This is a genomic window from Comamonas sp. DB36 (genome assembly GCF_057914905.1).
Window position 1 is genome coordinate 4,420,990 of record NZ_CP196631.1, and the last position, 14,260, is coordinate 4,435,249.

Genomic DNA, 14,260 nt, shown 5'->3' on the forward strand with positions numbered 1-14,260 from the left:
TGGATTCGCGCATTTGCGCGCCAATAACGCACCCAATCGCGCCATGCCTGCGCCATGTCAATGCCTGCAGCGCGCCTGCCGCCAAGGTCTTTTCTACCACCGCAGGCGGCGCGCGCTGCCGATGACACCTCTGGCGCCAAGGGCTAGTCCGCCGCGCACCGCAGGCAAGGTGCGCTGGCATGGCCTAGAACCGGTACTTGGCCGACAACATGAAGTTGCGCGTCATCAGCCGCACGGCGCAGAGCCAGGCGCGCTGGGCCGCGCGGCCCGGCAGACGCACGAACGCACACCCTGCCGCCAATAGCGCGGCGCGCGTGATGCGGTTTATTACAGTCTGGGGCGCGCGACTCTGCGAGCATGGTCCTCTCTTTGCGAAGGAGGCAAGCCATGAAATACGTCGATGGATTCGTGGTGGCGGTACCGGCCGCCAACAAGCAGCAGTACCTCGAGATGGCGACACGCGCCGCCCAGGTCTTCAAGGACTATGGCGCGACGCGCGTCGTCGAATGCTGGGGCGACGATGTGCCCGACGGCAAACTGACCGACTTTCGCGGCGCGGTCAAGGCGGTCGACGGCGAGATCGTGGTCTTCTCCTGGATCGAATACCCGTCGCGCGAAGTGCGTGACCGGGTCAACCAGGAAGCGATGAAGGACCCGCGCCTGGCGGGCATGGAAAAGCAGATGCCGTTCGACGGCAAGCGCATGATCTTCGGCGGCTTCGTGCCCTTGCTGGACACCTGAGCCGCACGCGGGCCGGGGCGCCGCTCAGGGCGTCTGCAGGAAAGCGCGCGCCTGGCGCGCCAGCGCCACCGGCTGGTCGCCCCAGATGGTGTGGCCGCAGTCGCCGAACTCGACCAGCTCGGCGCGCGGGAAGTGGTCGAGCAGGTACAGCGCATTGGCGCGCGACAGCACATGCGAATGCGTGCCGCGCAGTATCAGCACCGGCGCCTGCACCGCGGCGACCGCGTCGTCCTGGCCTATGGTCAGGCCGGCGAAGGTCTGCAGTATGGGGTCCAGCGCATAGCGCCAGGCCAGGCCGCCGTCGGCCGTGGGCTCGAGGTCGCCGGCCAGCGTGAAGCGGTGCGTGGCTTCGCAAAAGCGCTGGCGCTGCGGCATGCTGCGCGAGAAGGCCAGCGCCGCGTCGAAGTCGGCAAAGCGGCGCGGGCGCGAACGGTGCAGCGCCGTGTAGCCGTCAATGGCCGCCTGCTCGATCAGGCAGCTCGGGTCCGACAGCAGCAGTTTGTCCACGCGCCCCGGCCGGCGCGCCGCGAAGTCAATTGCCACCTGCGTGCCCAGCGAACTGCCGATCAGGTGCGCGCGCGGGATGTCGAGCGCGTCGAGAAAGGCCGCGACGTCGTCGGCGTAGTCGCTCAGCGCATAGCCCTGCGTCGGCTTGTCCGAGCCGCCATGGCCGCGCATATCAAGCGCGATCACGCGCCAGCGGTCCTGCAGCGCCGTGCCCAGCGCGGTCCAGGCGCTGGCCTGCATCGAGGTGCCGTGCAGGCACAGCAGCACGGGCGCGTCGGCTTCGCCCCATTGGAGGTAATGGAAGTTCAGCGTGCGCGTGGCCACGGCATGCGACGCGCCCGCGACGGCCGCGGGCAGCCCGGCCTCGGCCGTGCTGTGCTGGTTCAGCGCATCGACCACGGTGCTGGCGGTGAAAGCCGGGTTGTCGCCCCAGATCGAATGACCGGCGTTGGGCACGTCGACGATGCGCACGCCCTGGAACTCCTTCTTGAGTCGTTCTACGGTCGAGGCAATCAGCACGTCGCTGTCGGCGCCGCGCAGGATCACGGTGGGCGCGCGCACGGCGCGCACTTCATTCCACATGTCGCGCGCCGCGCAGCGCAGCGTCTCGATCGCCGCATCGCGCTCGTAGCGCCATTCGAGCCGGCCCGAGGGCGTGGCGCGCAGGTCGCCCGCAATGGTGCGGCGGTGCACCTCGTCGGTGAAGCGCAGGCGCTGGGGCAGCGTCTTGGAGAAGGCCACGGCCTCCTCGACATCGGCGAACTCGCGCGGCCGCGTGATGTGGGCATGCACCATGTGCTCGGAAGCCGCGGTCGGCATCTCGAAGCTCAGGTCGAGCAGCGCCATCGTGTCGACACGCTCGGGATGGCGCGCCGCATACAGCAGCGCCACGCGCGAGCCCAGCGACGAGCCGACCAGGCTCACGCGTGCGTAGCCCATGCGATCAATGAAGGCCGCGAGATCGTCGCAGTAGTGCTCGACGCCGTACTGGCCGCTGCCCACGCGCTGCGAGTCGCCATGCGAGCGCTGGTCCAGGCCGATCAGCCGGTATTCGGGGCCCAGCGCTTCGGCCAGCCAGTACCAGACCTTGCCGTGCAGCGAGGTGCCGTGCAGCGCGATGACGACGCGCGGGCCGTCGCCCCATTGTTCGTAGTGCAGGCGCAGGCCATTGGCCTGCACGAAGCCGTCTCCATGGTGGGCGAGTATCGATGCTTGGGTCATTGTTCTTCGGTGCTAGGGGAGGGGTGGAAAGTCTCAGTCGAGCTGGATCCTGGCGCGCCGGGCATCGGCCTTCCAGGCCTCGATCTCCTGCGCCAGCAGCTTCGCGACGTCCTGCGAAGGCATGAAGACCGGCGTGAAGCCGAGCTTGGCGATGTCGGCGCGAAACACCGGGTCGGCGGCCTGGGCCTGCACCGCGGCGCTCAGCTGGGCAACGATGGCCGGCGGCGTGGCGCCGGGCGCAAACAGCCCTATCCAGGTGCCGCGCTCGAAGGGAATGCCCGATTCGCCCAGCGTGGGCACATCGGGAAAGGTCACATGCCGCGTGGGGCCGGCGGTGGCGAGAATGCGCAGCTTGCCCGACTGCACATGCGGCGCGGCCGAGAACGCATCGACGACGGCGAAGTCCAGCAGGCCGCCTGCGAGATCGGCAACCGCGGGCGCCGCGCCGCGGTAGGGAATGTGGCGCAGCGGCATGGCCAGCGCCGCGCCCACGACTTCGCCCGTGAGATGACCGAACGTCGCCTGGCCGCCGCTGCCGAAGCTCAAGTCGCCCTTGCTCGCGGCCAATGCACGCAGGTCCTTGACGCTGCGCACCGGGCTGTCGGCGGGCACGGCAATCACCAGGCCGCCCTGCGCGAAGACCGCCACCGGCACCAGATCGCGCGACGCGTTGTAGGGCAGGTTGGCGCGCACCGCGGGCTGCACCGACAGCGTGGCCGCGATGCCCAGCACCAGCGTATAGCCGTCGGCCGGGCTCTTGACCACGGCGTCTATGCCGATGGCGCCGCCCGCACCGGCCTTGTTGTCGACCACGATGCTCGTGCCCAGCGGCTTGGCCAGCGCGTCGGCCAGGCGCCGGCCGGCCGAATCGACCGAGCCGCCGGGCGCCGTTGGCACCACCAGCTTGATGCTGCGCGACGGGTAAGGTGCGAGCGCGCGCGCCGGTGGCGCGAGCGCAAACGGTGCGACGCCCAGCGCGGCAAGGCGGACAAGGGTCGCGCGCCGGTTCACTGCGTGTGCCATCTGATTTCCTTTGAAGATTGTTCTGTGTGCGCGCCGGGCTCAAGCCGCGGGTGGCCGCGCGGCCGTGACTTCGACTTCAAGCCGGTAGGCGGGCTGAAAAAGCGCCCGCACCACCAGGCCGGTCGATGCCGGGCGCGCCGCGCCGAGATAGCGGGCGCGCACCCGGGCATGGGCAGGCGCGTCGGCGGGGTCCACAAGGTAGGTGACGACGCGGCAGATGTGGCGGCAGTCCAGGCCCACGGCGGCCAGCGCCATCGCAATGCGCTGCCAGACGCGTTCGGCCTGGGCCTCGAAATCCCCGGGCACGCTGCCGTCCTCGAGAATCGGCGTCTGGCCCGAGAGAAAGACCAGCGCGGCGCCCGCGGGAATCTCCAGCACCTGCGCATACGCGCCCAGCGGCGCGCCCAGCGCGGGCGGGTTGTGCAGGGCGAAGGGAAGGTCAGCGGTGATGGAGGCGATGGCGGTCATGGTTCCGAAGCAAGTGGGTGCTTGTCTTCAGAATAGGCACAAACCGCGCAGCGGGCCAATCGAAAGAGGGATTCAGGTGCTCCGCTTTTTGCATCACCCGCGCGCCATCACCCGAGAGCGAGTTCCTCTTTGGCAGGCAGGCCCAGGCGTTCGGCGACCTCGCGCAGCGCGCGCAGCACGATGGCCGTCGCGGGCGGCAGCGCACCGTCGTCGCGCACCGCGATCACATGCGGCCCCAGCGGGTTGCTCAGCGCAATCGGCAGCACGCACAGCTGGCCGCGCGCCGCGTAATCCTGGGCAATGGTCTTCTGCATAAAGTTCAGGAAACCGTGGCGCTCGACCAGCATCAGGTTGGCGACCAGCGGCGTCGATGATTCGATGGTGTTGGCCGGCAGCCGGCCCGCGTGGATCAGGAACAGCGCATGCACATGCGCGTGCAGCAGGCCGCTGGCATGCGGCATCACCCAGGGCTCGTCGAGCAGATCGCCCAGCTTGAGCGTGCGCGCGCCGGCAAGCCGGTGGTCAGGGCCGGCAACCAGCACATAGTCCTCGTCAAACAGCACGGTCTGGTCCAGGCCGCTGGCCTCGGCCGCGGGCGTGATCTGCCGGCACAGCGCGATGTCCAGGCTGCCCTCGCGCACGCGCTCGACCAGCGGCTTTTGCGGCAGCTGTTCAAGCGCAATGCGCAGCAGCGGAAACTGGCGCTTGACTTCGGCAATCGCCAGCGGCAGCAGGCCGGCCGCGGGCGGCAGCAGCGAGCCTATGCGCACCTGGCCCTGCGCGCCCGAGCGCAGCGCCTGGATGTCGGCATGGGCCTGCTGCACGTCAAACAGCACGCGGCGCGCGTGCTTGATGAGCGCCTGGCCGTACACGGTGGGCGTCATGCCCGCATGCGAGCGCTCGAACAGCTGCACGCCAAACGCCGACTCGAGTTCGGCCATGGCGCGCGTGGCCGCGGGCTGCGTGAGGTGGGTCTGGGCCGCGGCCTTGCGCAGCGACTGCGATTCGCCCAGCGCGTCAAGCAGCACCAGCTGGCGGAACTTGAGCCGGAACGGCAGCGTGGCAATGGAGGGGGGAGAAAGAGAAGCCAACGGAGACCTTCGATGCGCGGGCCCTTGACTCTAGGGCGGGCGCGCGCGGCTGCCAAGAAAGCAATGCGCATTTGCTCATGCGGCGCGCAAATATGGCGGGGCGATCACAAAGCCGCATCGCGTGATCCCTTCCTTCGATCACGGCGTTTCAGCCCCCCGCTCCTAGAATGAATTCGACCCTTTTCCTCCTTCGATGCGGCCCCTGTCGCCATCGTTTCAAAGCGCCCATGCCCCAAGCTTACGCCAGAGCTTCGTCCCGACTTCGCCGCATCGCGGCCCAGGCATTGCCCACCGCCATCGGCATCGTCATCCTCAATTTCTGCCTGCTGCAGCTGGTTCCCGGCGACGCCGTAGACGTGCTTGCCGCCGAGGCCGGCAGCGCCACGGCCGAGACCATGGCGCTGCTGCGCGCGAGCCTGGGGCTGGACCAGTCGTTCTTCGCGCAGCTGGGCCAATACCTCTGGCGGCTCGCGCATTTCGATCTGGGCCAGTCGTCGCGCTACCACGCGCCCGTGGCCGAGCTGATCCTCTCGCGCCTGCCCGGCACGCTGCTGCTGATGGTGGTGGCGCTGGCCATCGCCGTGGTGGTTGGCGTGGCTTGCGGCGTGCTGATGTCCATCTGGGCCGGGCGCTGGCCCGATCAGCTGCTGTCGGTGGCCGCGATGCTGCTGCATGCCATGCCGGGCTTCTGGGTGGCGCTGATGATCGTCGTGATCTTCTCGGTGCAGCTGGGCTGGTTCCCCAGCGGCGGCCACGCCACGCTGGGCGCCGATCTGCAGGGCCTGGCCTGGTGGCGCGACCGCGCGCTGCATCTCACGCTGCCCGCGCTGTCGCTGTCGACCTTCTTTGTCTCGATCTACGCGCGGCTCACGCGCGCCGCAATGCTCGAGGTCAATCGCCAGGACTTCGTGCGCACCGCCACGGCCAAGGGGCTGCCACCGCTGGCGATACAGCTGCGCCATGTGCTGCGCAACGCGCTGATTCCGGTCACCACCGTCATGGGCCTGCACCTGGGCAATCTGCTTGGCGGCTCGGTGGTGATAGAGACCGTTTTCGGCTGGCCGGGCATGGGCAGCCTGGCGCTCGAGGCCATGCTGGCGCGCGACTACCCGGTGCTGCTGGGCGTGCTGCTGCTCGGCTCCTTCGTGGTGATCGCGGCCAATGCCCTCATCGACCTGCTGCACGCGTGGCTCGATCCGCGCATCCAGGGAGACTGAGCGATGCCCTTGCTGCGCAACTTCCTGGCGCTGACCGGCGCCGCCCTGCTGGCGCTGTTCGCCGCCGTCGCGCTGGCCGCGGGCTGGCTCTATCCCGGCGATCCGCTCGACATGGTGGCCGCGCCGCTGCTGTGGCCCGGCGAGGACCTGGCGTTTGCGCTGGGCACCGACGCCATGGGGCGCGACCTCGCGGCCGGACTGGCCCATGGCGCGCGTGCCTCGCTAGCGGTGGGCTTTTACGCGGCCTTTGTGGGCGTGGCGATCGGCACGGTCGTCGGCGCCGTGGGCGGCTACTTCGGCGGCTGGCTTGACGAAGTGCTGACACGGCTCACCGAACTGTTCCAGACCATTCCCACCATGCTGCTGGCCATCGTGATCATTGCCATTGCCAGCCCCTCGACGGAGACCGTCGCGCTGGCCATCGGCCTGGCCTCGTGGCCGACGATCGCCCGGCTGGTGCGCGCCCAGTTCCGCGCGCTGCGCCAGGCCGACTTCGTGAGCGCGGCGCGCAGCGTGGGCTATGGCGACCTGCGCATCATCCTTGGCGAGATCCTGCCCAACGCGCTGCCGCCCATTGTCGTCACCACCTCCGTGATGGTGGCCAGCGCCATCCTGCTCGAGTCGGCGCTGTCGTTCCTGGGAATGAGCGACCCCGACAAGCTGAGCTGGGGAACCATGATAGGCAACGGCCGCGAGCTGCTGCGCAGCGCCTGGTATCTCAGCGCCCTGCCCGGCGCCGCGATCTCGCTGGTGGTGCTGGCGCTCAACCTGCTGGGCGACGGCCTCAACGACCACTTCAACCCGCGCCTGCGCCAGCGCCAGCGCTGACACCATGCTCCCTCGCCAACACCCGCCGTGCGGCGACGACATCACGCTCTGGTCCGCAGAGGCCTTGTTGGCCGCCTATGCCGCGCGCACGCTGTCGCCGGTCGAAGTCGTCCAGCAGACTTTCGCGCGCATCGAGGCGCTGGACGGCGGGCTGCGCATGTTCACCTGGACCGACCGCGCCGCGGCGCTGGCCCAGGCGCGCACGGCCGAAGCCGCGTGGCGCAGCGGCACGGCGGGCGCGCTTGGCGGCGTGACCTTCTCGGTCAAGGACACGCTGGCCGTGGGTGGCGTGCCCCAGACCTTTGGCTCGGCGCTGTTCCGCGACCATGTGCCGGCCGCCGACCACCCCGTGGTCGCGCGCCTGCGTCGGGCCGGCGCGGTGTTCCTGGGCATGACCAACATGCCCGAGTTCGGCCACCGCCCGACCAACGAGAACGCGCTGTATGGCACGGGCCGCAACCCCTGGAGTCCCGCGCACACGCCCGGCGGCTCGAGCGGCGGCAGCGCCGCGGCCGTGGCCGTGGGCGCAGGCGCGATCTCCCTGGGTACCGACGCCGGCGGCTCGGTGCGCGCGCCTGCGGCCTGCTGCGGCGTCGTGGGCTTCAAGGCCACGCACGGCCTGGTGCCGCATACCGGACTGGCCGACGGCTTCGCCTCGCTGGTGCAGATAGGCCCGCTGGCGCGCACCGTGGGCGACATTGCCGCGACGCTGGACGTGATCGCGGGCGCGCATGCCGACGACCCCTGGTCGGGCGCCGTCCCGCCCCAGCAGTTGCGCGCCGGCCTGGACGACGGTGCGGGCCTTCAGGGACTGCGGCTGGGCTGGCTGCCCTTCATCGGCGCGGGTGAAGGCGCGGAAGGCCTTGACGCCGAAGTGCGCGCGCTGTGCGAGCAGGCGCTGCAGCGGCTCGCGGGCGCAGGCGCCGAAGTGCAAGCGCGCCACGCCGATCTCAGTGCTTCCAGCCCCATCCTCGCGGCGATTGCCGGGCCCGGCAACCACCACCGTTTTGCCGAACTCCTGGAACGCGCGCCCGACGGCTTTCCGCCCAGCTTTCGCGCGCGGCTGGAGGCTGCGGGCCGCATGACGCGCGAGCAGCTGCAGCAGGGCCTGATCGACCGCACGCAGTACTTTCGAAAGGTGCAGGCGCTGTTCGAGGCATCCGACGTGCTGGTCACGCCCACGCTGTCGGCGCCCGCGGTGCTGGCCCAGGCCGATCCCGCGGCGCCGCTGGTCATTGACGGCCAGGCCTGGGGACCGCTGCGCAGCGCCTGGATACACCACTGCCACCCGTTCAACGTCAGCGGCCATCCGGCAATCACCGTGCCCGCGGGCTGGACGCGCGCCGGCCTGCCCGTGGGCATCCAGTTCATAGGCCGCTGGTATGGCGAAGCGCTGATCCTGCGCGTCGCCGCCGCGCTCGAGACGCTGCAGCCCTGGGCCCAGCGCCGCCCGCCGCTGCTGGACGCCCGCCCCGCCTGATTCCTTTCTTTCACCCACCCGATGGAGCACGCATGCCGACTGGCGCCACCTTTCGCTTTCTTTCCCGGCAACTTGCCGCCGTAGCCGCCGCGGCTGTTTTGGCCGGAACGGCCGCCGCGGCCATGCCGCAGCGCGGCGGCACGCTGACGCTGATAGGCGCCGAGCCGCCGGCCCTGCTCTCGCTGGTCAACATCACGGTGGGCGCGCGCGACATCAGCGCCAAGGTCACCGAAGGCCTGCTGCGCTTTGACGACGACTTCGTTGCCCGGCCGCTGCTGGCCACGCGCTGGACGGTATCGCCCGACGGCAGGCGCTATACCTTCACGCTGCGCCAGGGCGTCAAATGGCACGACGGCCAGCCGTTCAGTGCGGCCGACGTCGCCTATTCCATACAAGAACTCAAGCGCGTGAATCCGCGCGCGCGTTCGACTTTCGCCAATGTCGAGCGCGTCGAGACGCCCGACGCGCACACCGCGGTGATCGTGCTCTCGGCGCCCGCGCCTTACCTGCTGCGCACGCTGTCCGCGGCCGAGTCGCCCATCGTTCCCAGGCATGTCTATGCGCGCGGCGAGGCGGCCGGCGCGCAGAATGCCAGCGCGCCTATAGGCACGGGCCCGTTTCGCTTCAAGCAATGGGCGCGCGGCGCCTATGCCGAGTTCGAACGCAATCCCGACTACTGGGACGCGGGCAAGCCTTATCTCGACCGCATCATCTACCGTTTCTCGGCCGACCCGGCGGCGGTTGCCGCGGCGCTGGAAACCGGCGCTGCCGATTTCAGCACCGCAGTCTCGCTGGCCGACATCGCCCGCCTCAAGAAGAACCCCAGGCTGCAGGCCCAGGCCCTGCCCAGCCACTATCTCAACAACATCGCCGCGGTCGAGTTCAACCTGAAAAACGAGTTCTTCGCCCAGGCGCCGGTGCGCCGCGCGGTGGCGCACGCGCTCAACCTCGAGCTGCTCAACAAGATTGCCTACCACCAGTACGCCCAGCCCCTGGCCTCGCCGATACCGGCCACGCTCGCGCCTTTCCATGACCCGGCGCTCAAGGGTTATGCGCACGACATCGCGGCCGCCAACGCGCTGCTCGACCAGGCCGGGTTCAGGCGCGCCAGCGACGGCAAGCGCTTTGCGGTCACGCTCGACTACTTTCCCACGCCCATGCTCAAGCAGGTGGCCGAATACGTGAAGGCCGCGCTGGCGCGCGTGGGCATACACGTGACGGTGCGCAGCCAGGACCTGGGCGGCTTCGTGCAGCGCGTCTATGCGCGGCGCGACTTCGATTTCGAGATCAATGGCGTGGGTGCGCTGTTCGACCCCACGGTGGGCGTGCAGCGCCTCTACGCTTCGCGCGATGCCGGCAAGGGCATTCCCTTTGTCAACGCCGCGGGCTACCGCAACGCCGAAGTCGACGCGCTGCTTGCCCAGGCAGCCGTCGAGCCCGACGAGAGCCGGCGCGTCGTGCAGTTCCAACAGTTCCAGAAGATCGTGATGGACGAACTGCCGCTGCTGCCGCTGGTTGCGGTGCCGCGCGGCAACGCCTGGAACCAGCGTGTGCAAGGCCTGCTGCAAGGCGTCGAAGGCTCGGCGGGCAGCTTTGCCTATGCCTGGCTGGCCCCGGGCGCGCGGTGATCCGAAAGCCGCATCGCGTGATGGCGAGTTTCGATTATTCGAGATCGCCGCGCGTCCCTAGACTGGGTTTCAACGGCGTTTCAGGGCGGCATCCACCCCTTGAGCCTTTGCATCACACCAATCAACAGACGAGGGAACGCAAACGATGAACAGCAAGCATGCAGGCAGCGCACTGGCGCTGATCGCGGGCATGGCCACCCTGGCCGGCGCAACGCAGGCCGCAGCCCAGGAAGGCAAGCCGGGATCGCAGGTCACGGTATACGGCGCGGTCGACATGGGCCTGGAGTTCGCGAAGAACGGCGACAGCCGCGTGAACCGCCTCAGCTCCGGCATGAACACCGTCTCGCGCCTGGGCTTTCGCGGCAGCGAAGACCTGGGCGGCGGCCTGCGCGCCAACTTCCGGCTCGAGGCCGGCCTCAACGCCGACGACGGCACGCAGAACAATGCGACCAAGTTCTTCGGCCGCTGGAACCAGGTCGGGCTCTCGGGCGCCTGGGGCGCGATCGACCTGGGCCGCATGTGGTCGCCGACCTTCGTCATCGGCCTGACCTCCGATCCGCTGGCGCGCAACCGCACCTCGCTGGGCTGGAACATGTTTCTTGCCCAGACCAGCCGCACGAGCACCGCCTTCACGCCCGGCTTCACCGACAACTCGCTGCGCTACACCTCGCCGCGCATAGGCGGGGTCTGGGGCGAGCTGATGTACTCGGCGGGCGAGGCCGGCGGCAGCGCGGCATCGGGCCGCGGACTGGGCTTGAACCTGCAGTACGCCAGCGGCCCGCTGTACCTGGGCTACGGCTTGCAGCGCAGCAACAGCGGCACGGCCGCGGCGCCCGTGGCCCATCCCGAGGCCAGCGTCTCGCACTTCGTGGGCGCGACCTACAAGCTGGGAGATGTCACGCTGTACGGCACCTTCAACCGCAACACGGCCGATGCCGCCGCCATTCCCGACAGCACCAATGCCATGGCCTCGGTGCGCTGGAACCTGGGCGGCCCGCATGTGCTGCTGGCGCAGGTGGCGCAGCGCAAGGTGCGCGGCGTCGACGCCGATGCGCGCGGCGTGCAGCTGGGCTACGACTACGTGCTGTCCAAGCGCACGCGCCTGTATGCACGCTATGCGCGCGTCAACAACCAAGGCATTTCGCGCATCACGCTCAATGGCGTGGCCTCGCAGGCACCGGGTGCCGATGCATCGTTCACCGGGGTGGGGGTTTCGCACGTCTTCTGACGGGCGGAGTCCGCACTTGGTCCAGCGCCAGGCCGAGCGCCGCAGTCGATGGATGAGCGGGCGGGCCGCAGCGCCCTGAAACGCCCTGCGACAGGCTCAGGCGCACGGCCCGCCCTCAAGTCATGGAGCGCGCGCCTCACTCCCCGCGCACGCGTCCCATATCCGGCACCGCCGCAATCAGCGCCTGGGTATAGGCATGCGCGGGCGCGGTCAGCACGCGCTCGGCCTGGCCCACTTCGACCAGCCGGCCCTGCTGCATCACGCCCACCGTGTCGCACATGTAGCGCACCACGGCCAGGTTGTGGCTGATCAGCAGATAGGTCAGGCCGAACTCGTCCTGCAAGTCCTTCATCAGATTGAGCACCTGGGCCTGCACCGACACGTCGAGCGATGACGTGGGTTCGTCGCAGACGATGAACTCGGGCCGGCTCACCAGCGCGCGCGCGATCGCGATGCGCTGGCGCTGGCCGCCCGAGAACTGGTGCGGATAGCGGCGCATGTCGTCGGGCGACAGCCGCACGCGGCGCAGCGCCTCCTGCACGCGTTCGGCGGTTTCCTCGGGCCCGCTGCTCAGGCCCAGCACTTCCAGCGGCTCGGCGATCAGCGCACCGACCTTCCAGCGCGGATTGAGGCTCGCATACGGGTCCTGGAAGATCATCTGAAAGCGCCGGCGCAGCGCGACCGCCGATGCGGGGTCGGCCCAGCGGTCCTTGCCGTCGATCACGATGCAGCCCTCGGTCGGCCGCGTGAGCCCGGCAATCATGCGCGCCACGGTGGACTTGCCAGAACCCGACTCGCCGACCAGGCCGAAGCTGCTGCCGCGCACAATCGAGAAGCCCACATCCTGCACAGCATGCAGCACGCGTTTCGGTTGGCGCGCAATGGTGCGCGCGAGCCAGCCGCCCGAAAGATCGAAATCGCGCGACAGGCCGCTGATCTGCACCAGCGGCGGCCCATCGATCACGGCCCTGGCCACGGCGCCGTGCGGCACCGCCTCGGCTGCGGCGGCACCGATCTCGGGAACCGGCAGCCGGTGCGTGGGCGCGCCCAGCGAAGGAATCGCCGCCATCAGCGCGCGCGTATAGGGCGCGGCCGGCGCATCGAGCACCTGGCGCACGGCGCCGGTCTCGAGCACCCGGCCCTGGTACATCACCATCACGCGGTCCGCGGCTTCGGCGATCACGCCCATGTCGTGCGTGATCAACATCGCCGCCGTGCCGCGCTCCTTGCAGACGCGGCGCAGCACGCGTATCACCTGGGCCTGGACCGAGACGTCGAGCGCGGTCGTGGGTTCGTCGGCGATCAGCAGCGCGGGCTCGGCGCTGAGCGCCAGCGCAATCGCCACACGCTGGCGCATGCCACCCGAGAACTGGTGCGGAAACTGGTGGAGCCGGGCCGCGGGCTCGGCGATCTCGACTTCGGCGAGCAGGTCGATCGCGCGCTGGCGCGCCTGGCGCTCGCTCAGCGGCAGATGCTGGCGTATCGTCTCGACCAGATGCTGGCCAATGGTCAGCACCGGGTTGAGGCTGGTCAGCGGGTCCTGGAACACCATCGCGATATGCTTGCCGCGCAGCCGGCGCAGGTCTTCGCCGCGCAGCGTGTCTATGCGTTCGTCGCGCAGGAAGATCTGCCCGCTGCTCATGCGCCCGGGCGGCGCGATCAGGCCGATGACGGCATTGCCGGTCATCGACTTGCCCGCACCCGACTCGCCGACCACGCCCAGGATCTCGCCGGGACGGATCTCGAACGTCACGTCATCGAGCACCGTGACCGGGCCGCGGTGGGTGTCGAAAGTCACTCCCAGGTGCTGCACGCGCAGCACGGGGTCGGACAGCAGATTCTCGGCCGAAGTCTGCAGAAAAGCGTCGCGGGCAGTCATTGCAGTTTGGGATTCAATGCGTCGCGCAGCCAGTCGCCGACCAGGTTGACGGAAAGTGCGAGGGCCAGCAGCACCAGGCCGGGGAACAGCAAAATCCACCACTCACCGGAAAACAGAAAGCCCTGGCCCACGCGTATCAGCGTGCCCAGCGAAGGCTGGGTCGGCGGCAGGCCCACGCCCAGATACGACAGCGTCGACTCGGCAACGATGGCCAGCGCGAAGCTGATGGTCGCGATCACCAGCACCGGCGCGAGCAGATTCGGCAGGATATGGCGCAGCAGGATGCTGGCGCGCGAACGGCCTATGACCTGGGCCGCGAGCACATAGTCCTTGTGCTTCTCGACCAGCACCGCGCCGCGCACGGTGCGCGCGTACTGCACCCACTCCGACAGGCCTATCGCCAGGATGATCACGTACAGCGCCATGTCGTCGCGGTAGCTCTCGGGCAGGATGCCGCGCGCGATGCCGAACACCAGCAGCGCCACCAGCAGCACCGGAAACGTCAGCTGCACGTCGGCAATGCGCATCACCAGCGTGTCGAACCAGCCGCCCGTGTAGCCCGCGATCAGGCCCAGCGGCACGCCGATGGCCAGCGACAGCGCGACCGAGGCGGCGCCGACGAACAGCGACATGCGCAGGCCGTAGAGAATCGCCGAGTAGACATCGCGGCCCTGCTCGTCTGCGCCCAGCGGATAGGTCGCGCCCGAGAGCCCGGCCTGGCCCGGTGCGGTGAACGCGTCGAGCAGTTCCAGCGCTGCCGGGTCGAAAGGGTTCTGCAGCGCCAGCCAGGGCGTGAACAGCGCCGCGCCGCACAGCAGCAGCAGTACGGCCACGGCAGCCTGCACCGTGAGCGAGCGCCCGAGCGCGCGCAGCACGGCGGATTCGCTGCGGCGCAGCTGCCACCAGCGCAGGCGCGCCGGAACAAGGGAAGAGGAGGTTTGAGCCATGG

Annotated in this window: 12 protein-coding genes; 6 read left to right on the top strand and 6 right to left on the bottom strand. The window is 69.5% G+C overall.

Going from position 1 to position 14,260, the window contains the following annotated elements:
- The first annotated feature begins 387 nt into the window (after positions 1-387).
- Positions 388-741 (top strand): DUF1428 domain-containing protein, encoded by a 354-nt coding sequence (locus ACSVDO_RS20680; RefSeq protein ID WP_332536439.1) that lies wholly within the window; start codon positions 388-390, stop codon positions 739-741.
- A 24-nt stretch (positions 742-765) separates the two neighbouring features.
- Here the strand turns inward: ACSVDO_RS20680 and ACSVDO_RS20685 are convergent, their stop codons facing one another.
- The 4 genes from ACSVDO_RS20685 to ACSVDO_RS20700 form a co-directional block, all read right to left on the bottom strand.
- Positions 766-2,469, bottom strand: a complete 1,704-nt coding sequence (locus ACSVDO_RS20685) for an alpha/beta fold hydrolase (RefSeq protein ID WP_489594367.1) — start codon at positions 2,467-2,469, stop codon at positions 766-768.
- 33 nt (positions 2,470-2,502) lie between these two features.
- On the bottom strand, positions 2,503-3,492 hold the full coding sequence (locus ACSVDO_RS20690) for a Bug family tripartite tricarboxylate transporter substrate binding protein (protein WP_489594368.1): 990 nt from the start codon (positions 3,490-3,492) through the stop codon (positions 2,503-2,505).
- Positions 3,493-3,531: 39 nt separating this feature from the next.
- Positions 3,532-3,960, bottom strand: coding sequence for a RidA family protein (locus ACSVDO_RS20695; protein ID WP_489594369.1), 429 nt, complete (start codon positions 3,958-3,960; stop codon positions 3,532-3,534).
- Between the two features lie 107 nt (positions 3,961-4,067).
- Positions 4,068-5,051: a LysR family transcriptional regulator gene (locus ACSVDO_RS20700; RefSeq protein WP_489594371.1), complete on the bottom strand. Its 984-nt coding sequence runs from the start codon at positions 5,049-5,051 to the stop codon at positions 4,068-4,070.
- 227 nt (positions 5,052-5,278) lie between these two features.
- Between ACSVDO_RS20700 and ACSVDO_RS20705 the strand changes: the two genes are divergently transcribed.
- The 5 genes from ACSVDO_RS20705 (at position 5,279) to ACSVDO_RS20725 (ending at position 11,432) form a co-directional block, all read left to right on the top strand.
- On the top strand, positions 5,279-6,268 hold the full coding sequence (locus ACSVDO_RS20705) for an ABC transporter permease (RefSeq protein WP_489594373.1): 990 nt from the start codon (positions 5,279-5,281) through the stop codon (positions 6,266-6,268).
- 3 nt (positions 6,269-6,271) lie between these two features.
- Complete coding sequence (locus ACSVDO_RS20710) at positions 6,272-7,096, top strand: ABC transporter permease (RefSeq protein ID WP_489594375.1); 825 nt, start codon at positions 6,272-6,274, stop codon at positions 7,094-7,096.
- Positions 7,097-7,100: 4 nt separating this feature from the next.
- Positions 7,101-8,576: an amidase gene (locus ACSVDO_RS20715; protein ID WP_489594377.1), complete on the top strand. Its 1,476-nt coding sequence runs from the start codon at positions 7,101-7,103 to the stop codon at positions 8,574-8,576.
- Positions 8,577-8,608: 32 nt separating this feature from the next.
- A complete protein-coding gene (locus ACSVDO_RS20720) occupies positions 8,609-10,204 on the top strand; it encodes an ABC transporter substrate-binding protein (RefSeq protein WP_489594379.1) in 1,596 nt (531 codons plus the stop codon).
- 145 nt (positions 10,205-10,349) lie between these two features.
- Positions 10,350-11,432 (top strand): porin, encoded by a 1,083-nt coding sequence (locus ACSVDO_RS20725; protein ID WP_489594381.1) that lies wholly within the window; start codon positions 10,350-10,352, stop codon positions 11,430-11,432.
- A gap of 136 nt (positions 11,433-11,568) precedes the next feature.
- Here ACSVDO_RS20725 and ACSVDO_RS20730 read toward each other — a convergent pair whose 3' ends face one another.
- The gene (locus ACSVDO_RS20730) at positions 11,569-13,311 is read right to left on the bottom strand and encodes a dipeptide ABC transporter ATP-binding protein (RefSeq protein WP_489594383.1); all 1,743 of its coding nucleotides are present in this window, start codon (positions 13,309-13,311) and stop codon (positions 11,569-11,571) included.
- Entirely contained in the window at positions 13,308-14,258 is a 951-nt protein-coding gene (locus tag ACSVDO_RS20735) for an ABC transporter permease (RefSeq protein WP_489594385.1), read from the bottom strand. The genes ACSVDO_RS20730 and ACSVDO_RS20735 overlap by 4 nt, the downstream gene beginning before the upstream one ends.
- Positions 14,259-14,260 lie beyond the last annotated feature (2 nt).